Raw genomic sequence first — 25543 nt, 5'->3', positions numbered from 1 at the left:
CGCGGTTTTTTTATCATTAAAAGAGCAGGGTTATCTCATCACAATAACAAACGTCTTATATCACTCAACAAGCCAGTTAAATCCGTTAGGAATCGACCTGCATCACCACCGTTAATCGCACGGTGATCATAAGAAAGACATAAAGGCATCATCAAACGCGGTTCAAACTCTTTACCGTTCCAACGTGGTTTGATATCGGCTCTTGAGACACCGAGAATGGCGACTTCCGGTGCATTCACGATGGGGGTGAAGCCTTGTCCGCCAATGCCACCCAAGCTTGAAATGGTAAAGCATGCACCCTGCATTTCATTGGGTTTGAGTTTGCGATCTTTGGCTTTACCTGCCAACTCAGCCGCTTCACGAGATAGCTGATAGACACTCTTCTTATCGGCATCCTTGATCACAGGAACCATCAGACCATTAGGCGTATCGACTGCAAGACCGATGTTGACATATTTTTTGTAAACAACATGCTCACCATCCGCATGAAGGGAGGCATTGAATTTCTGATGACGGCTGAGGGCAATCGCACAGGCTTTAATCATGAATGGCAGTGGAGTCAGTTTAACACCTGACTTCAGCGCCTCTTCTTTCATCTCTTTACGGAAAGCTTCCAGTTCAGTGATATCGGCATCATCAAATTGCGTCACGTGTGGAATATTCAACCAGCAGCGCGCCATATTGTCGCGGGTTAAGCGATCAATCTTGCTTAGCTTGACCATTTCCACTTCACCGAACTGAGTGAAGTCGACTGCAGGAATGGCTGGAATACCAGAACCACCCGTAACCACGGCACCTTTTGGCTGTTCAGCAAGCTGTTTCAAGCTAGTCTTCACATAAAGCTGCACGTCTTCTTTCAGAATACGATTACGTGGGCCAGTGCCGGCGACGTTTGCAAGATCAACACCAAACTCACGTGCCAGTGCTCGAACCGCAGGGCCTGCATGGACTTGACGATTACTCTTTTCAAGCGCATTCAGATCAGCCACAGGAGCCGATTTAGCTGGAGCAGGTGCAGCAGGTGCCGAGACCGCTGGTGCTGAAGTAGATGCTGCCGGTGCAGCCGCGACTGGAGCCGCTGCCGCTGGAGCAGAACCTGCTACTTCTAATTCAAGCAACAGGTCATTTTCATTAACCTTGTCGCCTTCTTTGATGTGCATCACTTTAATCACACCCGACTTAGGTGCCGGTACTTCCATTGATGCCTTATCGGTTTCCAGTGTGATTAAACTATCACCTTCGTTGATGCTATCGCCGGCTTTTACTAAGACTTCGATAACATCGACATCAGAAGCGCCACTCAGATCAGGAATCAGTACCTTTTCAACACCGCCTGCGGCGGCAGGTGCAGCGGCAGCTGGTTGAGGTGCTGGAGCGCTTTCTGTTTTAGGTGCTTCGACTGCAGGGGCTGGAGCCGAAGATGCACCTACCACTTCCAGCTCAAGCAACAGATCATTTTCATTGACCTGATCACCTTCTTTGATGTGCATCGCTTTGATGACACCGCCCATGGGGGCCGGTACTTCCATTGATGCTTTGTCAGTTTCCAGTGTGATGAGACTATCGCCTTCTGCAATGGTGTCACCAACCTTAACTAGCACTTCAATGACATCAACATCCGATGCACCGCTCAAGTCTGGAATCAGTACTTTCTCAACTGAACTAGACTGCGCAGCTGCAGGCGCAGCAGCCGGTGCAGATGCGGCAGGCGCAGATTCCGCTTCGGGTGCTGGAGCTGGAGCCGCTTCTTCGGCTGCACCAGCTTCTACTTCCAACTCCACAACGGCATCACCCTCACTGCAAGTATCACCTTCCTTCAGTAGGATTTTGGTGATTTTACCCGCTGCCGTGGATGGTACTTCCATCGATGCTTTGTCTGTTTCTAATACGATCAGTGAATCGCCTTCTGCGATCACATCACCTTCTTTAACGCAGACCTCGATAATGTCTACGCCGTCATAACCGCCGATATCCGGAACTGTTACTGTAATTTTGCTCACAATCTTATCCTCTCGCTATAGCTATCAGAAGTACCTGTATTACACGGTCCAAGGAGCCGGTTTTTCAGGGTTGATGTTGAACTTCTGCATAGCTTTAGCGACAACAGACGCTTCAAGTTTGCCTTCTTCCTGCAGTGCTTTCAGTGCAGCAACCACCACATAGTGACGATTCACCTCAAAGAATTCACGCAGTTTGGCACGGGTATCAGAACGACCAAAGCCGTCGGTTCCCAGTACTTTGTAGCGACGTGGAATGTATTCACGCAACTGATCTGCATACATTCGCATGTAGTCAGTTGACGCAATCACGGGACCTTCGCGACCTTTCAGACACTGCTCTACGTAAGACTCACGTGGCTGATCTTCTGGATGCAGCATATTCCATCGATAAACCGCTTGTGCATCACGACGCAGTTCGTTAATTGATGTGGTGCTCCAAACATCCGATTCGATACCATAGTCTTCACGCAGAATCGTCGCTGCTTCACGCACTTCACGAAGGATTGAACCACAGCCCATCAATTGCACACGAAGATCAGCTTTTTTGCCTTCTTCGAGCAAGTACATGCCTTTGATGATGCCTTCTTCAGCGCCAGCCGGCATATCAGGATGCTGATAGTTTTCATTCAAGGTAGTGATGTAGTAGAACTTGTTCTCTTGGTCGTGGAACATACGCTTCAGACCATCTTGAACAATAACCGTCAACTCATAACCGTAGGTTGGGTCGTAGCTGACACAGTTAGGGATCATCTGCGCCATCAAGTGACTGTGTCCATCCTGATGCTGTAAACCTTCACCATTCAAGGTAGTACGACCTGAGGTTGCACCGATCAAGAAACCACGGGCTTGTGAGTCACCTGCAGCCCAAGTTAAGTCCATGACACGCTGGAAACCAAACATCGAGTAGAAGATGTAAAACGGAATTACGGGGCAGTTATTGTTGCTGTAAGAAGTCGCACAGGCTAACCAAGCACTGAATGCACCCGATTCGTTAATACCTTCTTCCAGAATTTGACCCGTTTTAGATTCTTTGTAGAACATGATTTGGTCACGGTCATGCGGAGTGTAGCGCTGTCCCTGAGAGGTATAGATACCTAACTGACGGAACATCCCTTCCATACCGAACGTACGTGCTTCATCAGGAACAATCGGAACAATACGATTACCAACGTTCTTATCTTTAACCAATGTACTCAGTACACGGTTCAGCGCCATTTGCGTTGAAATTTCACGCTCACCGGTGCCTTTCAGCTGACTAGCAAAGGCTTCAAGTTCTGGCGTATCAAGCTTGTCAAAGGTGTTACGTCTTGCAGGATAGAAACCACCTAATTGCTTACGACGCTCAAACATGTACTTCATTTCTGGAGAGTCAGGCGACGGACGGTAGTAAGGAACCGTTTCTAACTGCTCATCATCCAGAGGAATATTAAAGCGATCACGGAAGGCTTTTAAGTCGTCAATCGCGACTTTTTTCATCGAGTGCGTATCGTTTTTAGCTTCGCCCGATTGACCTGTACCGTAACCCTTAACCGTTTGAGCCAGAATTACAGTAGGCTGACCTTTATGGTTCATCGCCGCATGATAAGCCGCATATACTTTGTAAGGGTCATGACCGCCACGGTTTAGGTTCATAATATCCTGATCGGTCATGTCTTTGACCATCTCTAACAATTCAGGATACTTACCAAAGAAATGTTCACGCGTATAAGCGCCGCCGTTGGCCTTGTAGTTTTGCAACTCACCATCGACCACTTCATCCATACGCTTCAGCAGTAGGCCTTTGTCATCCTTCTCGAACAATGGGTCCCAATGACGACCCCAAAGACACTTGATAACGTTCCAGCCTGCGCCACGGAAAATAGATTCCAACTCTTGTACGATTTTACCGTTACCACGAACCGGACCATCTAAGCGCTGCAAGTTACAGTTGACCACGAACACCAAGTTTTCCAGCTGTTCACGTCCTGCCAGTGAGATAGCACCTAAAGATTCAGGCTCATCACATTCACCATCGCCCAAGAAAGCCCATACTTTACGATTGCCACGCTTAACTAAGTCACGCGCAGACAAATAACGCATAACGTGTGCTTGATAAATCGCTTGAATTGGACCAAGACCCATGGAAACGGTTGGGAATTGCCAAAAGTCTGGCATCAACCAAGGGTGGGGGTATGAAGACAGACCGTTACCATCAACTTCACGACGGAAGTTATCCATCTGCTCTTCAGTCAGACGACCTTCTAAATAAGCGCGAGCATAAATACCCGGTGAGATATGGCCTTGGAAAAACACCATATCTGACTCACGATCCCCTTCAGGACCATGAAAAAAGTAATTAAAACCAATATCATATAGCGTTGCAGAAGAGGAGAAACTGGAAATGTGTCCACCTAATGCATCACTGTTATCATTGGCACGCATCACCATCGCCATGGCATTCCAACGGATAAATGATCGAATACGGCGTTCCATAAACAGATCGCCCGGCATTCTCGCTTCATCTTTTGGTGAAATGGTATTACGGTAATGCGTAGTTAAGGAACCTGCTGCGCCAAGACCTATGTCTGATGCTTTGCTACCTAATTTCTGTAAAATAAAACGAGCGCGATCATCGCCCTCGTTCTTTGCTACTGACTCAAGTGCATCTAGCCACTCTTGAGTTTCAATCGGATCCACATCTTCTTTTATATCGTGCACTTTTATTATCTCCAAACAGCAGATGACTGTAGTTTTGAAAGACTAGACGTATACAGCTGATTTTGCATGCTGCACCGCACAGATTATTTTGTAGTAATACTACCTTTTTTAGTCAAAACTGTCCATAAAACCATGCTTAAAGGGTTATTTTGCAGTGCAGCAATTTATTTTTGTAATAAAAGTACAAGAAATATAATTTTAACTTGTTGTTTTATCTTTTGTATTTAGTTCAACTCGCCGTAAAGAGCGTTCGACTCGGGTATTTTATCTACCCTGTTCTTGTAGTGCATCCTCGACATAAGAAAGATGATCTTGCACAGCCTTTCTTGCCAAACTGGCATTACCAGCTTCAATGGCTTCAAGCAACACACCATGCTGATCATGTATCGTGCGACGATAGTCAGGTTTTGGGTAAATTTTCGAAAGATTGTCACCAATATGATGGCTTAACAAACTAAACAAGGCACGCATCATATGCAGTAAAACCGTATTATGTGCCGCAGCCGCAATGGACAAATGAAACTCCACATCTGCCTTAACCTCTTGCTCAAACATGCGCTGATCATGGCAACGCTGCAACTCTTCATAGCAATGACGGATTTTTTGTTTATCTGCAGAGGTTCCACGCAAGGCGGCGTAGTATGCGGATACCCCCTCCAGCGCATGCCTGAATTCCAGCAGGTCGTATTGTGCCTCTGGATGAGTCTCAAACAGCTTCATCAAGGGATCAGATAGACCCGAGCCCAGCGTTTCGTTAACAAAGGTTCCACCGCCTTGACGACTGGTTAATAAACCTCGTGCTATTAACTTTTGTACCGCCTCACGAAGCGACGGGCGAGATACACCAAATTTAACTGCTAGCTCTCTTTCAGGTGGGAGCCGCTGCCCGGGTATGAAAGTCCCTTCAAGAATCATCTCTTCTATCTGACTCATAATCACATCAGATATTTTTGGCTGCTTAACGTTTTTGTAAACCATCTGTCCTGCCATTGATCTGTATTAAAGGTCGTGTTTTATGTATTAGTTTATGTTATTGACCTCATCACAATAATTTAACCACAAACTCACTGACATAGCAGTGACTTAATCGTATAGTCACTCGTTTATCTAAGTAACAGGTTTTGTCGTTATGGAAGTCACTTCATGGATGGTGGTTGAGCGCATATTTCAGACCATCTTCCCGTTGCTTGCGATCGTCTTAGTTGGCTTTATTTATGCTCGCAAACGCCCGACAGATATGTCTGTTGCCAACAAGGTGAATATTGATATCTTCACACCGGCACTGATCTTTTCGGTCATGTCTGCTGAAAACTTCGATCTTCCTAACTATTATCCTCTTGCCATGGCCGCAGTTCTGGTGATTATTTTGTCAGGAATACTCATTTGGCCTTTATGCCGTCTTATTGGCGTCAAACCGAAAACCTTCTTACCCCCTATGATGTTTTCCAACAGTGGCAATCTGGGTATACCGCTAATTGTCTTGGCCTTTGGTGAAGCGGCTTTACCTGCAGCAGTCGTTCTATTCCTAGTGGAGAACCTGCTTCACTTTACCCTAGGCTTATACATTCTGGATAACAAAACCAAACTGTTGCAACTACTTAGAATGCCGATGATTATCGCGACGATTGCCGGTGTTGCTTGGAGTTATACCGATTGGATCCTTCCAGCACCCTTAAGGACCTTTGTGGATATGCTTGGCCAGATTGCCATTCCTCTGATGTTGTTTGCCCTTGGCGTTCGCATGACCAGTATTGACTTTACGCATTGGAAAATCGGGGTATGGGGAGCGATACTGGCACCGGTAACGGGCTTAGCGATAGCCCTGTCTTTACAGCCTTTTTTCCAGTTAGAAGCACAACACTTTGCCTACTTACTTCTTTTTGCTGCTCTTCCACCAGCGGTACTTAATTACATGGTGTCTGAACGTTACAATCAGGAACCGCATCTAGTCGCCGCAATCGTATTGATTGGCAATGTGGGTAGTTTGTTGTTTATTCCTGTGGTTCTGGCTTTCACGCTCTGACAACCAACCCCATAGAGTTGATTGTCAGAAGGCGGTATTGCGATTGTTACTGCTGAGGAGTGGTTTCTAACAGTAATACGTCACGGTTTCGCTCCAATGTCGCCGGACCGATACCTTGCACTTGGGTCAGCTCTTCAATGCTAACAAAACCACCTTTTTCAGTTCGATAATCAACGATTGCTTGGGCTTTCGCAGGCCCAACACCTGATAATGCAGCGGCTATTTCACTCGCTGTCGCACTATTGATATCAATAGGTGAAGTGGCTTGTACAGATGAACTGAGTGCTAATGCAAAGATAAGTGCGAATGCACCCAAAATTGAGCGTTTCATAGGAGACCTCCTTGTTGATAAGTAACTGACTTCCTAGTCAGTTTGGAAATCTTAAATCCTTTTACAAAAAAAGCCAGATAGATTTGAGCCTATCTGACTTTCTATTGATCGAAATCAAATTTTAGCAAAAACCAGCCGTTCGTATATCAGACAAAATTGCTGAACAGCTTTCGGCAGGATCTTTTGCTTGAGTAATAGGACGACCAATCACTAAATAACTACTACCCTGCTCTAATGCAGAGACCGGTGTCATGATTCTCTTTTGATCGCCTGATTCTGAATCCGCAGGACGAATTCCTGGGGTCACGAGGCAAAACTCTTTAGGTAAGCTGGTTCTTAATAGAGCAGCCTCCTGTGCCGAGCAGACAACCCCATGTAAACCTGATTGTGCGGTTAAGTGTGCTAAACGCTCAACCTGTAAGGCTGGATCTATGTCGATACCCAATTCTTCAAGATCCGACTTCTCCATACTCGTTAGTACCGTTACTGCGATGAGTAGAGTTTGACTATTCGCTTGGGACAGTATATTAACAGCTGCTTCCATCATTCTTCGACCACCAGAAGCATGGACATTAACCATCCATACACCCAGTTCCGCAGCGGCTTTAACCGCCATAGCGGTAGTATTGGGTATGTCATGAAATTTCAAATCGAGAAACACATCAAAGCCCTGCTGCTGTAACGCCTCAACAACAGCTGGACCTGCTCGTGTAAACAGTTCTTTACCAACTTTTACTCGACAATCCTTGGGATCCAATAACGACGCCATACTGAGGGCAGAAGTTTGATCTGGGTAGTCTAGTGCGACAATGATAGGGCTTTTTGAGTGTGACATGGATTTTCCTAAACTATTCACCTTCTAAACCTTGAATCAGACGAGTACTGTCCCAAGTTTTGCATGAAGGGCACTGCCAATAGAGCTGCTTGCTTTCATAGCCGCAGTGTTGGCACTGATATTTGGGTTTGCTTTTAACTAACTGACCAGTTAACTCTTTTAAAATCATTAAACGATCACGCTCTTCAGGGTTACTTTCTTGTAACTTAAGATCGATTAAGTAGTGAAAACCTTTCAGTGAAGGATGTTTTCTGAGAGCGTTGACCATATATTCTGAAGCAGCAGCTATACCTAACTCTTTTTCAATCAATTGTGCTCGCTCAATCCATGCGGTTGTGGATGGATTCATCGCTAAACACCGATCTAAATAGCTTGCATAGGCATCAGAATTACCCATTTCCGAAAAGCACTTTGACAGCATAGTTAGGGTTTCTGGAATCATTTTGGCATCTTGATCAGATACCTCTTTGAGGTGCTTGACCGCACCTCTCCATGCATGTTTTTTCATCCGGTGCTGCGCCCACATCAGATTGGCTCTAACGCAGGTTGGATCCAATCTTAAGGCTTGTTTGAGCCAGCTTTCGACTTCAGAATCATTGCTATCCAATGCCACTAAAGCCAATTCGCAAGCATAATTAGCCATTTCATGACCAATATCAGCGCGTTTTGAATCTGGTAATTTCAAAGCAGTTTTTAACGCTAGCTGCCATTCTTGCTGCGCTTCATAAAGCTTGGCTAATTGACGACGAGCAAGATGCCGCTGTTCATCTCGAGGGTTTTCGGCAATAACCGACTGCAACAATCCTTCAGCGCGCTCAAGCAAACCCACTGCTTTGTAGTCTTTCGCTAGGGATAGTTGAATGCGGATAAAATCCTCATGCAAAAGGTCTGTTCGCGCTAATAATGTTTGATGCATCTCGATAGCGCGATCGTATTCACCTTTTCGCCTGAATAAGTCAGCTAAGGCTAGGTAAGCTGGAATGGTATCCGAGTTAACTTCAAGCGCTTTAATAAAGCTTTCGACAGCATCATCCGCTTTATTATCAATTAAAGAACCCAATCCCCGATAATAATCTCGGTTTGGCGGACGATGCGTCGATAAGGATGATCGACGCAATTGGAATCGCCCTAGAAGCCAACCCGCAGCAACAGCAACGACTGCTACAACTATTGGCAACACGAACAGGGCGTAATCTGACATATTAAACAGATTCTTTTAGGCCTGTTGTCCGTAGCTTATTTAACTCCTGACGAGTCGAGGTGACCTTTTTGTTTAAATAGTAGAGGCGCGTTTTTAATGACATGAGCATTACCGAACTGAGTATGACACCGACGAAACCACCTAATGCAAAAGCACCCAGTAGCCATAACGACAGGCTAGCCTCAGGTAAAGTGATGAAAATCAAATCGATTGTCACGGGGGTCATGTTATGCAATGTAAACAAGATGCCTACTAAGAGCACACTCAACGCTAACAAAACCACAATTAAACGCTTTAGAAAACGCACGTTTCAACCTCCAATTTGCCGGCGTTTAGCCAGCATTTAAACTATCGTTCACCTGATCGCGCATCTCTTTGCCGGGTTTGAAATGCGGTACATATTTAGCATCAAGAGAAACAGATTCACCTGTTTTGGGATTACGTCCAATTCTTGGCGCTCGGTAGTGCAATGAAAAACTACCAAAGCCACGAATTTCGATACGATCTCCATTAGCCAGTGACTCTGTCATATGATCAAGCATGGTTTTGACCGCAACCTCTACATCCTTTACAGATAATTGCGGGTGCTGCTCAATCAGGCGTTCAATAAGCTCTGATTTCGTCATGGTTTCCTCCACTAAAATCGTTAAATGCTTAACGCTCAATCGAAAGGGATATCATAAGATACCCTTATCGACCATCTTTTTCCATCTGAGCCTTGATCAAATCACCTATCGTCGTAGGGCCAGCTGGCTCTGCAGGTGCTTGCTCTTTAACTGCTTTGATGGCTTCTTTTTCAACTTGTTCTGTTAGCTGTTTTACAGACAGATTCACCGTACGGTTTCGACGATCCAAGCTAACAATCACAGCTTCAACTTCAGTACCTTCTGGATAAAGTGAAGTTAGATTCTCAACCCGATCACGCGAAACTTCCGAAACTTTTAGAATACCTTCAACACCTTCAGCTAGTGCTACGATGACCTGTTTATCATCACTGCTAAGAACTTGTCCGTTAACTTTAGCACCTTTTGGATGATTGTCAGCAAAACTTGCAAAAGGATCTGTATCTACTTGCTTGATACCCAAAGCGATTCTTTCACGTTCTGGATCAACAGATAACACAACTGCTTCTACTTCTTGACCTTTAGAATAAGATTTAACGGCTTGCTCGCCTGGTTCTTCCCAGGACAAATCAGATAGATGAACTAAGCCGTCGATACCACCGTCAAGACCGATGAAAATACCAAAATCAGTAATGGATTTGATGACACCGGAAACTTTATCACCTTTATTGCTGTTTTTAGCAAAGGCTTCCCAGGGATTTTCTCTGCACTGTTTCATGCCAAGGGAGATGCGACGACGTTGCTGATCGATATCCAGAATAACCACATCTACTTCATCGCCCACTTGAACAACTTTAGAGGGATGAATATTGCGGTTGGTCCAGTCCATTTCAGAGACGTGTACTAAACCTTCAACACCTTCACCTATTTCAGCAAAGCAGCCGTAGTCGGTTAAATTGGTCACACGAGCACGGACTTTGTCACCGACTTTACTTTGACTGGTCAGTTGATTCCACGGATCAGATTGCAACTGCTTAAGCCCAAGAGAAACACGACTTCTCTCTTTATCAAACTTAAGGACTTTAACATCGATTTCTTGACCAATCGTTAGCAATTCGCTTGGGTGTTTAACACGCTTCCACGCCATATCGGTAATATGCAATAAACCGTCAATGCCGCCTAGTTCAATAAAGGCGCCATAATCGGTAAGATTTTTTACTACACCCTTAATAACGAGACCTTCTGCCATATTTTCAAGCAGCTTCTCGCGCTCTTCGGTGTAGGCTTCTTCCAGAACGGCTCGTCGGGAAACAACTATGTTATTGGTACGAGCATCCAGCTTAACCAACTTAAACTCTAACTCTTGACCTTCTAAATAGGCTGTATCACGAATAGGTCTTACATCGACTAAGGAACCCGGTAAGAAGGCACTGATACCATTAACATCGACGGTTAAACCACCACGGACTTTACCGGTAATATATCCAGTCACAGTTTCGCTGGACTCGTATGCCTTCTCCAGTACACCCCAAGACTCCGCACGTTTGGCTTTTTCACGTGAAAGTAAAGTGGTACCGAAACCGTCTTCCATTGCTTCTAGGGCAACCTTAACTTCATCACCAACGGCAACGGTTAAAACGCCTTTGTCGTCCTTAAACTGCTCGAGTGGAATAACACCTTCCGACTTAAGACCTGCATGAACGATGACGAAATCATTTTCTATTGCTACGACTGTACCCGTAACAATTGATCCTGGGGCCATTTCAAGTTCTTGTAAACTTTCTTCAAATAGCTCAGCGAAACTCTCACTCATTACCCGCACCCTCAGTGTAAAGCTGCCTATCGCAGCCCTTTATGTTTTGCTTCATCCAGCACCACCTCTAGCACCTCCTCAATTGTCATTCGGGTGGTGTCCAGAATCACCGCATCAGGCGCCGGTTTCAATGGCGAGATAGTGCGATTCATATCTCGCTCATCTCGCGCTTTTATATCCGAAAGGATATCTTCAAGGCTAGCACTCACTCCTTTGCTAATCAACTGCTTATAACGTCGACTTGCACGTTCTTCTGCGCTAGCATCTAAATAAATCTTTAATCGAGCTTCTGGGAACACCACAGTGCCCATATCTCGACCATCTGCGATGAGCCCCGGTGTTGCCGCAAAGTCGCGCTGTCTCTGCAATAGCGCTTGACGAACAGTGGGCATTGACGCCACTACCGAAGCATCTGATCCGATTTTTTCGGCACGTATTGCATCGGTAACTTCTTCACCTTCTAATACTATTTTTATCTCTGTCGTATGGCTTGCAAGGAACTGAACGTCCAAATGCGCAGCGACTACTTTGATGGATTCTTCATCTTCCATCGATATACCATGATGATGAGCCGCTAAAGCTGTCAAACGATAAAGCGCACCGCTATCCAATAAATGCCAATCCATTTGCTGTGCTAGACGTTGACATATAGTTCCTTTTCCAGATCCACTGGGGCCGTCTACTGTGATAATAGGTACTAGCTCTGTGGTGGGCATTAACCTGCCTCCTTTTTTTGTAATAAGTTAGCTTCCTTTTGCACGACGGGCTTTAACTCGTAGGCGGTGCCCGTTAACAGCGTACTAAAATATTCTCGTGCAACGCGTGCTCTGGTAAAAATCCCCAACAGCGTTTGACCATCGCCTTGATCTATGGCTGTTCGTAACCGGCTTAGACCATCCGTAAATTGATCTATTTGATCTAAAATAGCATCTCTATTGGCATGACAGATATCGTGCCACATCACTGGATCACTGGCTGCAATCCGCGTAAAGTCGCGAAAACCGCCCGCAGCGTATCGAAATATATCTTTATTTTGCTCTTCATGCGCTAAGGTATCGACCAATGAGAATGCCAAAATATGGGGCAAATGACTGGTAGCTGCTAGCACTTCATCATGTCGCTCTGGAGTCATTTCCAAAACTTCAGCTCCCAGCGCCTGCCAAAGAGATGCTATGACTTTGACTGCATCCACCGAGGTTGTTTCAAGCGGTGTTAGGATAACTTTATGGCGTTCAAACAGATCCTGATTTGCGGCTGTAACACCACTTTTTTCAGCACCCGCGATAGGATGACCCGGAATAAAATTGTGAGGAAGAGTGCCAAAAACACGACCAGCAGCTTCTATGATGTTCATTTTTGTACTGCCCACATCGCTAATAATCGCGGTCGGCTTCATCACTGTAAACATCTGCACTAATAAGGCTTCGGTTGCCTTCACTGGAACCGCCAGCATAATTAGATCAGCTTCAGAAGCCGCTGATAATAGATCAGTGCTGTACTCATCAATCACATTTAACTCTACGCCTAACCGACACTCCTGTTCGTTGATATCATAACCAACAACCGTATTTGCTAAAGATCGACTTTTTATCCCACTGGCGAAAGAGCCACCTATCAGGCCTAGACCTACAACTAATACTCGATCTAGTTTCTGTATCACAAGGACACCTTTTCTAATGCTGTTAGAAATTGTTGATTCTCGGCCTGAGTACCGATGCTAATTCGCAAATGATTTGGCAAACCATAAACTGCTAAAGGCCTAACAATCACACCTTGATGAAGTAGTGCTTGATAAACAGGTTGAGCCTCTTTTTTCATGTCTAAGGTAATGAAGTTGGCAGCAGAGGGAATAAACGCTAACTTCAGCGCTGTAAAACCATCTATTAATTGCTGGTATCCTTGGCTATTGACCTGAACGGTTTGCTGCAAATAATCGCTATCAGCTAATGCTGTTACTGCCGCTGTTTGTGCCAAACTACTCACATTAAAAGGCTGTCTTACACGATTCATTAAGTTGGTAATATCAGGATTGGCTACGGCAAACCCAACCCTCAAGGCAGCCAAACCATAGGCTTTGGAAAAAGTACGCGTCACGACAAGATTGGAATACCGATCAAGAAAATCCAATCCGTTTGGCGTATCAATATTTTCAGCAAACTCGGTATAGGCTTCATCTAACACCACAATGACAGATTGCGGTACACGAGACATAAAAGTTTCAAACGCAGACGTTGAAAAACAGGTACCTGTGGGATTATTCGGGTTGGCTAAAAAAATGACGCGTGTTTTTTCGTTAACGGCATCTGCCATGGCGGTTAAATCATGCCCGTAAGCTTTAGCCGGAACGGCAATACCCTTTGCGCCAGCCGCTTTCGTCACCAAAGGATAAACAATAAAGGCATATTGGGAGTAAATAGCTTCAGTACCATCTCGTAGAAAGGTTCTTGCTACTATCTCCAATAGATCGTTGGAGCCATTACCTAGGGTAATCTGATCTGAAGAAAGACTAAAACGTTGTGATAACGCATGTTTTAGCTGGAAGCCATTACTGTCGGGATAGCGAGTCAATTCTGACAGTGATTGTTGAATAGCGCTGATAACCTTAGGTGACGGCCCTAATGGATTTTCATTACTCGCAAGTTTGACTATCTCACGAATACCTAACTCTCGCTCAAGCTCATCCATGGGCTTACCCGCTTGATAAGGCTGCAAAGACTGCACACCCGGGTTAGCTAACTGCACATAATCACAGCTCATGCATCAATTCCTGTAACGATCAGAGCACGGCTCTGGGATAAGATCCAAGCACTTTTAATGAGTTATTTTCATGCGGTAACTCAGCCAATGCTTCTTTAATCAACTCATCTTCTTGATGACCTTGAAAATCGATATAGAACAAGGAGTATTGCTGCCAAGTACGACTTTCAAGTCGGGTCAAGCTGATACCTCGATTTCTAAAGATACCTAGCACATCATGCAATACACCAGGTTGATCAGGAAGCGTTAGTAGAATGGAGGTTTTATCCTGTCCACTGGGACCGACGTACTGCCTACCTAAAACTAAATAACGCGTATCAGCAACCAGTGTTTTGTCATCTGAAGGATCTAATTCCAGTTCCACTTCGCCACAAATTCGTAAATCATAACGACGAAAAAGATCCAAAGTATGACTGACCAAACCTTCTTGAGTGGATTCAATTGGGGTGACTGCATAATGACAACGCCCCTCTTCAACCGCTTTAAAAGACTGCTCGGGATCACTCATGGCAATGCCTTTTACGGAGAAGCCAAAATGCTTACGCACCGCTTGTTCAGTATAACCGCCTTCAGGCCCAGGATAAGCGACCATCATTGGCTGCTCTAGGGCTAAACACACTGACATAATTTCTCGAAATAACCGTGCCATATCCTGGTCCGGTAGTGGACCTTGATTACGCTCCATAACACGACGTAAAACCTGAGCCTCTCGCTCAGGTCGATAAAAAACGGCAGGATGTTGGTTGCTAAACTGTTGCTTAACCTCTGCCACTTGTTGAGCACAGGTAGCCCGCTGATTGATCAGTTGCTGTATCTGCTGATCAATAGAGTCTATTTGATTACGCAACTCTAGCAGAGCGGCTTCAGCTTGATCCGTATTAGACGTCACCGGATTAACCATAGCGTTTCTCAAAATCAGCCATGAAAGCGATCAGTGCATCAACCGCTGCTTCTGGAACTGCATTATAGATACTGGCGCGCATCCCTCCTACCGAGCGATGACCTTGAAGATTTAACAATCCTGCGGCTTCCGATTCTAGCAGGAAGGTTTTCTCTAAACTTGCATCAGCGAGGGTGAACGGAATATTCATGATCGAACGACTGTTTTTTGCAATCGGATTGGCAAAGAATTCACTTTGATCTATGGCTGAGTAAAGCTTAGATGCTTTGCGCTGATTAAGCTCTGCCATTGCTTCAACACCACCTTGGCGCTTCAACCACTGAAATACTAAACCAGACAAATACCAAGCAAAAGTTGGTGGGGTGTTATGCATCGACCCGCCCTCGGCTTGTACCTGATAATCATACATGGTTGGTGTTCCAGCGACCGTTTGGCCCAGCAAATCCTCACGAACAATCACGACGGTCAAACCTGCAGGGCCTATGTTTTTCTGTGCTCCAGCATAGATCAAACCAAAACGACTAACATCCAAGGGCCGCGACAAAATGTCAGAAGACATGTCTACCACTAAAGGAAGTTGTACTTCAGGAATATAGTCGAATTCCACACCACCAATGGTTTCATTACTGGTGTAATGCAAATATGCTGATTCAGGGTTAACCTTGATTTCACTCTGATCAGGGGCTCGCATGAAGTGATCCGACTCGGTCGATGCGGCAATATTGACTGAGCAGTATCGCTTTGCTTCGGCAATCGCTTTTTTAGACCAGATCCCTGTGTTGACGTAATCAGCAGATGATTTACCGCGAAGTAAATTCATCGGCAACATCGCAAATTGACTGGTCGCACCACCCTGAAGAAACAGCACTCGATAGTTCTCAGGAATCGACATTAAGTCACGCAAATCCTGTTCTGCTTGCTCAGCTACTGCAACAAACTCATCACTACGATGGCTCATCTCCATAATTGACAGTCCTTTGCCCTGCCAATCAGATAAATTTTGTTGAGCTTCCAGTAATACTTCATCCGGCAAAGCAGCCGGTCCCGCGCTAAAGTTGAATTTACGTGTCATCTTCTTACTCAATGTAAAAAGCACACATCTTCATTGGTAAAGATGTGTGCGCCGATTATTAAGCGTCAAAATCACTGCTGTCAGATGGGGTCGAGTCTAGCTCAGAATTTACTTCAACCTCTTCATCTTCAGGCTCTTCTATACGGGCCAGACCAACCAGTTTTTCATCGTCACTCAAACGAATGAGCATGACACCTTGAGTGTTACGACCTAGGACTGAGATCTCATCCGTCCGGGTACGTACCAAGGTTCCACGATTACTGATTAACATCACACCATCACCGCTAAAGATCTGTACTGCGCCTGCTAATGCACCATTTCGCTCAGTACACTGCATCGCAATAACACCTTGACCACCACGACCACGAAGTGGGAAATCTTCGACAGCCGTTTGCTTTCCATAGCCCTTTTCAGAAGCAGTTAACACTTTGCTTCCAGGTTGAGGAATGATTAGCGAGATAACACTGGCTTCTTCAGGCATACGAACACCACGAACACCACGAGCCGTTCGGCCCATTGGACGCACATCTTGTTCGTTAAAGCGCACCGCTTTTCCTGCGCTAGTGACAAGCATGACATCATCATTACCACTGGTAATGGCAGCACCGATTAAACAATCTCCTTCTAAAATATCCAAGGCGATCAAACCTGTGCTACGTGGACGAGCAAAGCTTTGCAATGGCGTTTTCTTAACCGTGCCTTTAGCCGTCGCCATAAAGACATAACGATCTTCATCAAACTCTTTGACCGGCAATATCGTGTTGATACGCTCACCTTCTTCCAAGGGAAGAATATTCACTAACGGACGCCCACGCGAAGCTCTGCTGGCAGGCGGAATTTCATACACTTTGAGCCAATAGACCTTACCGCGACTTGAGAAGCAAAGTACGGTGTCATGCGTATTCGCAATCAAAAGATGCTCAATGAAATCTTCATCTTTCATGGCGGTCGCTGATTTACCTTTGCCGCCACGACGCTGGGCTTGATATGCATCCAGAGGCTGAGTTTTCGCATAACCACTGTGCGATATGGTCAACACCATATCCTCTTCAGTAATTAAGTCTGCAACGGTCAAATCTTGCTGCGAAGCGATAATTTCGGTACGACGTGGGTTGGCATATTCAGCAACAATCGCTTCCAGCTCTTCGCGAATCACTTCCATCAAACGTTCGCGTGAAGAAAGAATAAACAGAAGTTCAGCGATTTTTTCAACCAGACTACGGTATTCAGCAATCAGCTTTTCGTGCTCTAAACCGGTTAAACGGTGTAAACGCAGATCCAAAATAGCTTGCGCTTGAACCGGTGAAAGATAGTACTGACCTTCACGCAAACCGTATTGAGGTTCAAGATCTTCTGGGCGGCAGGCATCTTCACCCGCACGCTCCAACATATCGACCACGTGACCTGGATTCCACGGAGTGGCAATCAGCCTCTCTCTCGCATCAGCTGGAGTCGGAGACTCTTTAATCAACTGGATAACGGGATCTATGTTAGCAAGCGCAATGGCCAAACCTTCCAATACATGCCCACGTTCACGTGCTTTACGCAATTCATAAACGGTACGGCGCGTGACTACTTCACGACGGTGCAATATAAAGCATTCAAGCATCGTTTTAAGATCAATAATACGCGGCTGGCCATTGACTAAGGCAACCATATTGATACCAAAAACGCTTTGTAGTTGAGTTTGATTAAAGAGATTATTGATAATCACTTCCGCGACTTCACCACGACGCAGCTCGATGGCAATACGCATACCATCCTTATCTGACTCGTCACGAAGCTCGCTGATGCCTTCTATCTTTTTCTCTTTGACCAGTTCAGCGATTTTTTCGATAGTGCGCGCTTTATTTAACTGATAAGGAATCTCAGTGATCACCAGCATAGGGCGACCATTACGTGGATTCTCTTCTATATGGTGACGTGCTCGAACGTAAATACGTCCGCGCCCTGTGCGGTAAGCCTGCAAAATACCCGCACGACCATTGATGATAGCGCCAGTAGGGAAATCAGGACCAGGAATAAACTCCATAAGCTCATCGATGGTTAAATCTGGGTTTTCGATCAGCGCTAGACAACCTTTTACCACTTCACCCAAATTGTGGGGAGGAATATTGGTTGCCATCCCTACCGCGATACCTGAAGAACCATTGACCAATAGGTTTGGCACTCGTGTTGGTAACACAGCAGGAATTCTTTCCGTACCATCATAGTTGTCAACGAAATCGACGGTTTCTTTGTCTAGATCAGCCAATAGCTCATGCGCTATTTTAGCCATGCGGATTTCGGTATAACGCATCGCCGCTGCACTATCGCCATCGACGGAACCAAAGTTACCTTGACCATCGACTAATGGCGCGCGCATTGAAAAGTCTTGCGCCATCCTAACAATCGTATCGTAAACAGCACTATCACCATGAGGGTGATATTTACCGATAACGTCACCTACCACACGGGCAGATTTTTTATATGGTTTATTCCAGTCGTTGCTTAACTCATGCATCGCAAAGAGTACACGACGATGTACTGGCTTGAGACCATCACGTACATCCGGTAATGCGCGCCCTACAATGACACTCATTGCGTAATCGAGGTAGGACTGTTTAAGCTCATCCTCAATATTGACTGGCAGGACTTCTTTAGCTAGATCACCCATTCGCTCAGCGTTCCTTGATTCGGTATGCTTACACGCCGACAACACGGCAGTTAATTAGCCGACAATTGTACCATAAACACACGCTGACTCACCTCTGCTATGAGTGTTAGAATTCACTAGAATTGAATTATTTGGGATTTTATTGACCATGAGCAAGCCGAACACGCTAAATCTTGATCCGGCAGAGATTGCAAAATTTGAAGAATTAGCCAGCCGCTGGTGGGATCGCAACAGCGAATTTAAGCCGCTGCACGATATTAACCCCTTGCGAGTAGGTTTCATCGACCGAATTGCACATCTTGCAGAAAAAAAAGTGGTGGACATAGGCTGTGGTGGCGGAATCCTATCTGAATCGATGGCAATTCGTGGTGCTCAAGTGACCGGTATCGATATGGGTGAAGCGCCTCTTAAAGTTGCCAAACTTCACGGCCTAGAAAGCGGTGTAAAGGTCAATTATCAACGCATAACCGCTGAAGAGCTTGCTGAGCTGCACCCGGAAAGCTTCGATATCGTTACGTGCATGGAAATGATCGAGCATGTCCCAGACCCAAGCTCGGTAATACGAGCCTGCGCTGCATTAGTCAAACCCGGTGGTTATGTTTTTCTATCAACCCTAAACCGCAATCCTAAAAGCTACTTATTCGCTATTGTAGGCGCGGAACGACTATTAAAGCTGGTTCCTCAAGGAACACATGACTTTAATAAATTCGTCAAACCCGCAGAGCTTGCCGGATGGGTCAGAGATAGCGGACTGACATTAAAAGAGATGACTGGATTAACCTACAATCCATTAACTCGACAATATCGCCTAGATCCCCATGATGTTGATGTGAACTACATGATTGCTACTCAAAAACCGGTGCGTTCATGAAGCAGATTGATGCGGTTTTATTCGATCTTGATGGAGCGCTGGTGGATACAGCACCCGACTTTTTGCGTATTTGTAATGAACTACTGATCGAAGAAGGTTATCCAACTATCGACTATGCCACCTTACGCCTAAGCGTTTCTAACGGTGGACGTGCGGTGATAAAAACCGCGTTTAAGATTGAAGAGAATCACCCAGATTTTGAAAGACTGCTCGCAGAAATGCTAACCCGTTATGAAGCTAACCCAGCACAAGACAGTGGCCTTTTTGACTCGTTTGACCAACTTCTTCCATGGCTTGAAAATAGCGATATCCCTTGGGGAGTTGTCACCAACAAACCTGCTCGATTCACCTACCCCCTGATGCATCAACTGAATTTATTTGATCGTTGTGCGGTAATTATTTGCCCTGACGATGTCAAAAACAGTAAACCTGATCCGGAAGGACTGTTACTAGCCTCTCAAAAACTAGCAAAAGCACCACAACATTGTTTATATGTCGGCGATCATCAGCGCGACATAGAAGCAGGAAATGCCGCTGGCATGTTTACCCTAGCAGTCAAATTTGGTTACCTTCAACCTGATGAAGACCCAAGCAACTGGGGCAGTAACTATATTATTGACAGGCCAGATGAACTACTTAGCCTTTTAAAATCCTTTACTCAACCCTACACTGCGCGTGATTTGGGTTAACAGGAGCGATACCATTATGTTTTCTTATCAAGCGCCAGCAGATTTACTGAAAGACCGTATCATACTTGTAACCGGCGCAGGCGATGGCATCGGCCGTGCAGCAGCGTTGCACTATGCAGCCCATGGTGCCACCGTTATTCTGTTAGGACGCACTCAAGAAAAGCTTGACCGAGTGTATGATGAAATCGAAGCCGCTGGTCATCCTCAAGCAGCCATCGTGCCGATGAATCTTGATGTTGCCACAGAGCACGACTACATCGAGCTTTGCAACACACTGCATCAGGAATTTGGTCGACTGGATGGAATTCTACATAACGCTAGCGTTCTTGGGGTTAGAACACCGATAGAAAACTTCGATCCGATTATTTGGCATCAGGTGATGCAGGTCAATGTCAATGCACCCTTTATGTTAACGCAAACACTGATGCCTTTATTAGCCGAATCCGAAGATGCATCGATTATATTCACCAGTTCGAGCGTTGGACGCAAAGGTAAAGCCTACTGGGGCGCTTACGCTGTATCTAAATTTGCAACCGAAGGGTTAATGCAAGTATTGGCAGACGAACTTGAAAATACCGCCAATATTCGTGTGAATGCGATCAATCCGGGCGCTACACGGACGAACATGAGAGCCTTTGCTTACCCTGGTGAAAATCCAGAGACTCTGCGTACTCCTGCTGAAATCATGCCTCTATATCTTTATTTGATGGGACCGGATAGTAAAGAGATTCAAGGCCAGTCGATGGACGCTCAGGCTTAAAAACTTTTTATTACTTCAGTTTAAGTAAATACAAAAAAGGCTGCAATTCATTGAAGTGCAGCCTTTTTAATGTTGCTGAATCAGATTATCTGGCAGTTCGCTTCCCAACGGATCGACCGCGTGGCTTTTTCGCACTACGACCTTCAGTTTTTCCATCGGCCGCATGTTGGCGCACGCGTTGACGACGGAAGCGGCGCTCTTCCACTTCCAATTGAGCAGGCGTTTTTCTGAGAGATGTGGTATCAGCTGGTAAATCAACTTCTGCCGCTAAGACATTTGCTTCTTTACGACCCAGCTCGCGCCAAGTGCCAACCTTGACATCACTCGGCAGAAAAACCGGACCAAAGCGAACACGTTTAAGTCGATTAACCTGTATACCCTGAGATTCCCATAAACGTCGAACTTCACGGTTACGACCTTCCATCAGGACGCAGTGATACCACTTATTAGCACCTTCGCCATTAAAAAACTGAACATCAGTGAAGCGCGCCATGCCATCCTCAAGCAGGACTCCCTGCCTGAGACGCTCAAGCATCTCATCCGTTATATCACCTAAAACACGCACTGCATATTCGCGATCAATTTGTGCTGAAGGATGCATCAGCCGGTTTGCCAACTCACCATCTGTGGTGAAAATCAGTAATCCCGTGGTATTAATATCCAGCCGTCCAACCACTATCCAGCGCCCTTCTTTTAACGGGGGCAGACTATCAAATACGGTTGGACGCCCTTCTGGATCATGTCGCGTACAGACCTCATCCAATGGCTTGTTATAAATAAGAACGCGCCTCGGCGACTCTGATGCGATAATCAACTTAACAGGCTTTCCATCTACACTGACCGCATCGCTTTCAGAGACTCGATCTCCAAGCTTTGCTTTGTGGCCATTGACAGACACTCTTCCCGATTCGATCCAACGCTCCATCTCACGACGTGAGCCAACTCCGGAGCGCGCCAATACTTTTTGAATCTTTTCATCTGACATTGACGCAATCCCAAAACATAATTTAACAACAGACTCTTACCAGCGAGGATTACTCTGCGCTTGGTAATTGATCTTTACTGATACCCTTTGCTTGCATATATTCAGCAAATACAACAGGAGTTCTTCCACGACCAGACCACTCATGGCGCTGACCCTGATCATCAACAATATAATATTTAGCTTTTACCGTTTTCTTAGGTGCGACTTCAGCCAAATCAGACAGGTCAGAAATATCAAGACCCGCTTCTTTCATTGCCTGACGAATCTGCTCGATTTTTTCAACGCGCTTACTTTCTTCAGCAGCTAAACGAGCTTCCTCTTCTCTACGTTCTTCCAGAATATCGCTCAAATCAGTCAAGACTTTTTCAATATCTGCAACAGAAAGTTCCTGACATTGCTTTCTTAAAGAGTTTTTACGCAGAAGCGTTTTTGCAAATTCAGACATTTTAAAATTCTCACTTTATATTAATGACCGGACTATTATCTTCAGTTATAAAAGTTTTGCAATATTTATAATCAAAACCAGCATCAACTAAACGTTGAAATATCACCTGCACCTTCTCGTGTTACTTCAGGTACATCATTGGTTAAATTAACAACGGTGGTTGCTTCCATACCACAAAACCCACCATCTATGACTAAATCAACTTGATGCTGCAATGTATCTCGGATGTCATAAGGATCGGTTAAAGGCAACTCTTCACCGGGCAATATAAGTGAGGTGCTCATTATTGGCTCTCCTAATTCTGCTAATAATGCAGCGACAATAGGATTAGCTGGAACTCGAATACCTATCGTTCTCCTTTTAGGGTTAAGCAAACGCCTTGGCACTTCACTGGTTGCATTTAAAATAAAAGTATAGGCTCCAGGTGTATGCGCTTTTAGTAAACGATAAACACTATTATCGACCTTGGCATAAGTTGAGATAACCGATAGATCACCGCAAACTAGGGTAAAATTATGTTTATCATCCAGACGACGTATCAACTTTATTTGATCTACAGCTTTTTTATTTTCTAAAGTACACCCCAAGGCATAAGCACAATCTGTTGGGTAAACAATAACACCGCCGGATCTCAAAATTTCAACTGCTTGCGTAATTAATCTTTTTTGAGGATTTTCGGGATGTATCTGAAAAAACTGGCTCACTTCGACCTCCACGACCGATCAACTCATTCGAGCTTCTATATTCATATTAGATAGCAACGAATTTAATATATGGTTTTCATTTAACTCTATTTCGGGAAAGCAACCTGGCAAGGTCCAAGGTGAGGTCGTCGAGTGGAAATCACTGCCCGCTGACACCTTAAACTCATAATGCTTTACCCAACGCAACAACTCTCGCCCTTTATCTGGATTCAAGCCTGGGTAGCTGACTTCTATTGCATCAACACCTAAGCTTTTCAGCTCTTCAAATAATAGGCGCAAACGTGTAAAAGTCATATTGTATTTCGTCGGATGAGCAAGAATTGTATATCCGCTCGCTTGTTTTACAAGTGCAATCACTTTTTCAAGATCTGGCCATAATGCTTTTACATCACCAACCTTACCCTGACCTAAGTAAACATCAAACGCATGCTGAACACTTCGCACATATCCCATCTTAACCAGTGCTTTGGCAAAATGAGGACGACATAAGCTGACACTTCCCGCAATCGCTTGTGCATTTTCCAAAATAGAAGCACTTATTCCTTTTTTCACTAAACGATCAGCAATTTTTTCCGCTCTCTGCTGACGAATAGTTTCTAACTCAGCCATAAAAGCGTTTATGTCAGCACTATGCTCATCAAGACCGATGGCTAATAGATGCAACGTTTGACGTCGCCATACACAACTTAACTCTACCCCTGAAATTAAATTAAGACCCAACTCTTCAGCTTTTTTACGAGCCAAGGGAAGACCAGCAAGGGTATCGTGATCAGTGAGCGCCACACACTGCAAATCTTTTTCTGCGCACAATACCATCAACTCCTCAGGTGAAAGAGAGCCGTCTGATGCCGTACTATGTAAATGCAGGTCGTAACGCAAGCAACATCTCCAAAAAATGATAACAATCTTATTACGTAAATATTGATGATATCGTTTATTATAAACCTAACTCACTATAAATACTCTTAATGATCAATTAAGCTTTCACACTTACGCTTGATTTAGGAGATTGCAAAAATGTTTTACGCTGTAATAGCAGAAGATAAACCCAATAGCCTTGAGAAAAGACTCGAAGTTAGACCAGAACACCTTGAAAGAATTAAGCAATTAAATAATGAAGGTCGCCTGTTGTTAGCGGGGCCCCATCCCAGTATAGACGCTGAAGATCCAGGTGAAGCAGGGTTTAGCGGAAGCTTAATTGTGGCGGAGTTTTCCAGCTTAGAGGATGCCAAGCGGTGGGCAGAGACTGATCCATTCGTAAAAGCAGGCGTTTATGACAAAATTACAGTTAAACCCTTCCGCAAGGTATTGCCCTAAGCCACTGTATTTCTGCTATACTACCTGTGTAAAACTTGACCATAAGGGTAATGTTTGGTTATAACTTGGGTTATCACTAGGCACTACGTTTATCTTAGGTTAAGCTTTAGTATGCTTAAATTAAGCTGAGAAATTTAACTAAAAGACCTACATCCAACCTGGCACAAGGAAATGATGATGAAGAAAATTGCTATCGCTGCCGGCCTGGCCATGACTCTCGGCTTCTCTGCCGTTCAGGCCTCGGTACCCGGCTATGCTGTAAACTCTAGTGACACCGTATGGCGTACAAGCTTCGGTGAATGCTGGCAGACTTCCTCTTGGAGTGCTGATAAAGCAATTCCAGGATGCGCAGGCTATGTTGCTCAAGCTGAACCAGCTCCAGCACCTGCTCCAGCTCCAGCTCCTGAAGTAGCTGAAATTGAGCGTAAATTCGCTCTTTACTTTGATTTCGACAGCACTCGTGTTGGTGATATCTCTACTATCGTTAACCACATTGGTTCTTTAGCTAGCGTTGAAAGCATCAACCTAGTGGGTCACGCTGACCGTATCGGTAATGCTGCATACAACGATCGCTTGTCTCAGCGTCGTGCTGATGCTGTCGCTGCTGCACTTGCAAATGCTGGCGTTAACCCAAGCCTAATGTCTACCAGCTCTATGGGTAGCCGTTCACCAGTAGCTAACTGCTCTGGTCGTGGTGCTGAACTGATCGCTTGCTTGCGTCCAGATCGTCGTGTAGACGTTGAAATCACTGGAACTCGTCGCGCTCAGTAATTACTGACAGATATAAAAAAACCAACCTTCGGGTTGGTTTTTTTTGGTTTTTATCTTTTAACACTACTCAATGCTGACATTAGATTACGATGAGTCGAAGCGTGCCTTCCTTGGCACAGAACTGATTAAGACTCTTTACTAACTAAGTAAAA

The 25543-nt window shown here is 45.1% G+C and carries 25 protein-coding genes; 6 read left to right on the top strand and 19 right to left on the bottom strand.

From position 1 onward, the window contains the following. Window positions 1–38: 38 nt before the first annotated feature. From aceF to F7R24_RS02315, 3 genes are all read right to left on the bottom strand, one after another. Entirely contained in the window at window positions 39–2000 is a 1962-nt protein-coding gene (aceF, locus tag F7R24_RS02325; RefSeq protein ID WP_151669634.1) for a dihydrolipoyllysine-residue acetyltransferase, read from the bottom strand. 39 nt (window positions 2001–2039) lie between these two features. After that, window positions 2040–4697, bottom strand: coding sequence for a pyruvate dehydrogenase (acetyl-transferring), homodimeric type (gene aceE, locus F7R24_RS02320; protein WP_240775948.1), 2658 nt, complete (start codon window positions 4695–4697; stop codon window positions 2040–2042). Between the two features lie 264 nt (window positions 4698–4961). After that, complete coding sequence (locus F7R24_RS02315; protein WP_151669633.1) at window positions 4962–5675, bottom strand: FCD domain-containing protein; 714 nt, start codon at window positions 5673–5675, stop codon at window positions 4962–4964. A 151-nt stretch (window positions 5676–5826) separates the two neighbouring features. Between F7R24_RS02315 and F7R24_RS02310 the strand changes: the two genes are divergently transcribed. Then, window positions 5827–6720, top strand: a complete 894-nt coding sequence (locus tag F7R24_RS02310; protein WP_151669632.1) for an AEC family transporter — start codon at window positions 5827–5829, stop codon at window positions 6718–6720. 46 nt (window positions 6721–6766) lie between these two features. Here the strand turns inward: F7R24_RS02310 and F7R24_RS02305 are convergent, their stop codons facing one another. The 12 genes from F7R24_RS02305 to gyrA form a co-directional block, all read right to left on the bottom strand. After that, on the bottom strand, window positions 6767–7051 hold the full coding sequence (locus tag F7R24_RS02305; protein ID WP_151669631.1) for a ComEA family DNA-binding protein: 285 nt from the start codon (window positions 7049–7051) through the stop codon (window positions 6767–6769). A gap of 121 nt (window positions 7052–7172) precedes the next feature. Beyond that, on the bottom strand, window positions 7173–7886 hold the full coding sequence (gene pyrF, locus F7R24_RS02300; RefSeq protein WP_151669630.1) for an orotidine-5'-phosphate decarboxylase: 714 nt from the start codon (window positions 7884–7886) through the stop codon (window positions 7173–7175). Between the two features lie 13 nt (window positions 7887–7899). After that, window positions 7900–9087, bottom strand: coding sequence for a lipopolysaccharide assembly protein LapB (lapB, locus tag F7R24_RS02295; protein WP_151669629.1), 1188 nt, complete (start codon window positions 9085–9087; stop codon window positions 7900–7902). Between the two features lies 1 nt (window position 9088). Then, window positions 9089–9394 (bottom strand): LapA family protein, encoded by a 306-nt coding sequence (locus F7R24_RS02290; protein WP_151669628.1) that lies wholly within the window; start codon window positions 9392–9394, stop codon window positions 9089–9091. A gap of 25 nt (window positions 9395–9419) precedes the next feature. Continuing rightward, window positions 9420–9731, bottom strand: coding sequence for an integration host factor subunit beta (ihfB, locus tag F7R24_RS02285; protein WP_276613231.1), 312 nt, complete (start codon window positions 9729–9731; stop codon window positions 9420–9422). Window positions 9732–9777: 46 nt separating this feature from the next. Next, on the bottom strand, window positions 9778–11463 hold the full coding sequence (gene rpsA / locus F7R24_RS02280) for a 30S ribosomal protein S1 (RefSeq protein WP_151669626.1): 1686 nt from the start codon (window positions 11461–11463) through the stop codon (window positions 9778–9780). A 26-nt stretch (window positions 11464–11489) separates the two neighbouring features. Then, window positions 11490–12179, bottom strand: a complete 690-nt coding sequence (cmk, locus tag F7R24_RS02275) for a (d)CMP kinase (RefSeq protein WP_151669625.1) — start codon at window positions 12177–12179, stop codon at window positions 11490–11492. Then, window positions 12179–13123 carry a prephenate dehydrogenase/arogenate dehydrogenase family protein gene (locus tag F7R24_RS02270; RefSeq protein ID WP_151669624.1) on the bottom strand — a complete coding sequence of 315 codons (945 nt, stop codon included), beginning with the start codon at window positions 13121–13123 and terminating at the stop codon, window positions 12179–12181. The genes cmk and F7R24_RS02270 overlap by 1 nt, the downstream gene beginning before the upstream one ends. Beyond that, window positions 13120–14220: a histidinol-phosphate transaminase gene (hisC, locus tag F7R24_RS02265; RefSeq protein WP_151669623.1), complete on the bottom strand. Its 1101-nt coding sequence runs from the start codon at window positions 14218–14220 to the stop codon at window positions 13120–13122. The genes F7R24_RS02270 and hisC overlap by 4 nt, the downstream gene beginning before the upstream one ends. A gap of 19 nt (window positions 14221–14239) precedes the next feature. Further along, window positions 14240–15121 carry a chorismate mutase gene (pheA, locus tag F7R24_RS02260; protein ID WP_151669622.1) on the bottom strand — a complete coding sequence of 294 codons (882 nt, stop codon included), beginning with the start codon at window positions 15119–15121 and terminating at the stop codon, window positions 14240–14242. Next, complete coding sequence (gene serC / locus F7R24_RS02255; RefSeq protein ID WP_151669621.1) at window positions 15114–16193, bottom strand: 3-phosphoserine/phosphohydroxythreonine transaminase; 1080 nt, start codon at window positions 16191–16193, stop codon at window positions 15114–15116. Before serC ends, pheA begins: the two co-directional genes overlap by 8 nt. 58 nt (window positions 16194–16251) lie before the next feature. Beyond that, window positions 16252–18849, bottom strand: coding sequence for a DNA gyrase subunit A (gyrA, locus tag F7R24_RS02250; protein WP_151669620.1), 2598 nt, complete (start codon window positions 18847–18849; stop codon window positions 16252–16254). 148 nt (window positions 18850–18997) lie between these two features. On the opposite strand from gyrA, the gene ubiG reads away from it, so the two are divergent. The 3 genes from ubiG to F7R24_RS02235 are packed head-to-tail and all read left to right on the top strand — an operon-like array spanning window position 18998 to window position 21169. After that, window positions 18998–19720 (top strand): bifunctional 2-polyprenyl-6-hydroxyphenol methylase/3-demethylubiquinol 3-O-methyltransferase UbiG, encoded by a 723-nt coding sequence (gene ubiG / locus F7R24_RS02245; RefSeq protein ID WP_151669619.1) that lies wholly within the window; start codon window positions 18998–19000, stop codon window positions 19718–19720. After that, the gene (locus F7R24_RS02240) at window positions 19717–20409 is read left to right on the top strand and encodes an HAD-IA family hydrolase (RefSeq protein ID WP_151669618.1); all 693 of its coding nucleotides are present in this window, start codon (window positions 19717–19719) and stop codon (window positions 20407–20409) included. Before ubiG ends, F7R24_RS02240 begins: the two co-directional genes overlap by 4 nt. 16 nt (window positions 20410–20425) lie before the next feature. Beyond that, entirely contained in the window at window positions 20426–21169 is a 744-nt protein-coding gene (locus F7R24_RS02235) for a YciK family oxidoreductase (RefSeq protein WP_151669617.1), read from the top strand. Window positions 21170–21254: 85 nt separating this feature from the next. Here F7R24_RS02235 and rluB read toward each other — a convergent pair whose 3' ends face one another. From rluB to F7R24_RS02215, 4 genes are all read right to left on the bottom strand, one after another. Then, window positions 21255–22154: a 23S rRNA pseudouridine(2605) synthase RluB gene (rluB, locus tag F7R24_RS02230; RefSeq protein WP_151669616.1), complete on the bottom strand. Its 900-nt coding sequence runs from the start codon at window positions 22152–22154 to the stop codon at window positions 21255–21257. Window positions 22155–22203: 49 nt separating this feature from the next. Further along, a complete protein-coding gene (locus tag F7R24_RS02225) occupies window positions 22204–22599 on the bottom strand; it encodes an H-NS histone family protein (protein WP_151669615.1) in 396 nt (131 codons plus the stop codon). An 83-nt stretch (window positions 22600–22682) separates the two neighbouring features. Continuing rightward, a complete protein-coding gene (locus F7R24_RS02220) occupies window positions 22683–23303 on the bottom strand; it encodes an L-threonylcarbamoyladenylate synthase (protein WP_151669614.1) in 621 nt (206 codons plus the stop codon). An 18-nt stretch (window positions 23304–23321) separates the two neighbouring features. Then, the gene (locus tag F7R24_RS02215) at window positions 23322–24182 is read right to left on the bottom strand and encodes a PHP domain-containing protein (protein WP_168926761.1); all 861 of its coding nucleotides are present in this window, start codon (window positions 24180–24182) and stop codon (window positions 23322–23324) included. A gap of 138 nt (window positions 24183–24320) precedes the next feature. On the opposite strand from F7R24_RS02215, the gene F7R24_RS02210 reads away from it, so the two are divergent. Together F7R24_RS02210 and F7R24_RS02205 are read left to right on the top strand one after the other, a co-directional pair. Beyond that, window positions 24321–24620: a YciI family protein gene (locus F7R24_RS02210; RefSeq protein WP_151669612.1), complete on the top strand. Its 300-nt coding sequence runs from the start codon at window positions 24321–24323 to the stop codon at window positions 24618–24620. A 177-nt stretch (window positions 24621–24797) separates the two neighbouring features. After that, window positions 24798–25391, top strand: a complete 594-nt coding sequence (locus tag F7R24_RS02205) for an OmpA family protein (RefSeq protein ID WP_151669611.1) — start codon at window positions 24798–24800, stop codon at window positions 25389–25391. The last annotated feature ends 152 nt before the right edge of the window (window positions 25392–25543 follow it).

It is taken from the genome of Nitrincola schmidtii (assembly GCF_008973715.1).
GTDB lineage: Bacteria > Pseudomonadota > Gammaproteobacteria > Pseudomonadales > Balneatricaceae > Nitrincola > Nitrincola schmidtii.
The sequence above is the reverse complement of the archived record's forward strand: the minus strand, read 5'-3'. Positions and strand labels throughout refer to the sequence as shown.

Coding starts and splice junctions, on each gene's coding strand:
- F7R24_RS02315 (WP_151669633.1), bottom strand. CDS start 5,675: ATGGTTTACAAAAACGTTAAGCAGCCAAAAATATCTGATGTGATTATG.
- F7R24_RS02310 (WP_151669632.1), top strand. CDS start 5,827: ATGGAAGTCACTTCATGGATGGTGGTTGAGCGCATATTTCAGACCATC.
- F7R24_RS02305 (WP_151669631.1), bottom strand. CDS start 7,051: ATGAAACGCTCAATTTTGGGTGCATTCGCACTTATCTTTGCATTAGCA.
- pyrF (WP_151669630.1), bottom strand. CDS start 7,886: ATGTCACACTCAAAAAGCCCTATCATTGTCGCACTAGACTACCCAGAT.
- lapB (WP_151669629.1), bottom strand. CDS start 9,087: ATGTCAGATTACGCCCTGTTCGTGTTGCCAATAGTTGTAGCAGTCGTT.
- rpsA (WP_151669626.1), bottom strand. CDS start 11,463: ATGAGTGAGAGTTTCGCTGAGCTATTTGAAGAAAGTTTACAAGAACTT.
- cmk (WP_151669625.1), bottom strand. CDS start 12,179: ATGCCCACCACAGAGCTAGTACCTATTATCACAGTAGACGGCCCCAGT.
- hisC (WP_151669623.1), bottom strand. CDS start 14,220: ATGAGCTGTGATTATGTGCAGTTAGCTAACCCGGGTGTGCAGTCTTTG.
- pheA (WP_151669622.1), bottom strand. CDS start 15,121: ATGGTTAATCCGGTGACGTCTAATACGGATCAAGCTGAAGCCGCTCTG.
- serC (WP_151669621.1), bottom strand. CDS start 16,193: ATGACACGTAAATTCAACTTTAGCGCGGGACCGGCTGCTTTGCCGGAT.
- gyrA (WP_151669620.1), bottom strand. CDS start 18,849: ATGGGTGATCTAGCTAAAGAAGTCCTGCCAGTCAATATTGAGGATGAG.
- ubiG (WP_151669619.1), top strand. CDS start 18,998: ATGAGCAAGCCGAACACGCTAAATCTTGATCCGGCAGAGATTGCAAAA.
- F7R24_RS02240 (WP_151669618.1), top strand. CDS start 19,717: ATGAAGCAGATTGATGCGGTTTTATTCGATCTTGATGGAGCGCTGGTG.
- F7R24_RS02235 (WP_151669617.1), top strand. CDS start 20,426: ATGTTTTCTTATCAAGCGCCAGCAGATTTACTGAAAGACCGTATCATA.
- rluB (WP_151669616.1), bottom strand. CDS start 22,154: ATGTCAGATGAAAAGATTCAAAAAGTATTGGCGCGCTCCGGAGTTGGC.
- F7R24_RS02225 (WP_151669615.1), bottom strand. CDS start 22,599: ATGTCTGAATTTGCAAAAACGCTTCTGCGTAAAAACTCTTTAAGAAAG.
- F7R24_RS02210 (WP_151669612.1), top strand. CDS start 24,321: ATGTTTTACGCTGTAATAGCAGAAGATAAACCCAATAGCCTTGAGAAA.
- F7R24_RS02205 (WP_151669611.1), top strand. CDS start 24,798: ATGAAGAAAATTGCTATCGCTGCCGGCCTGGCCATGACTCTCGGCTTC.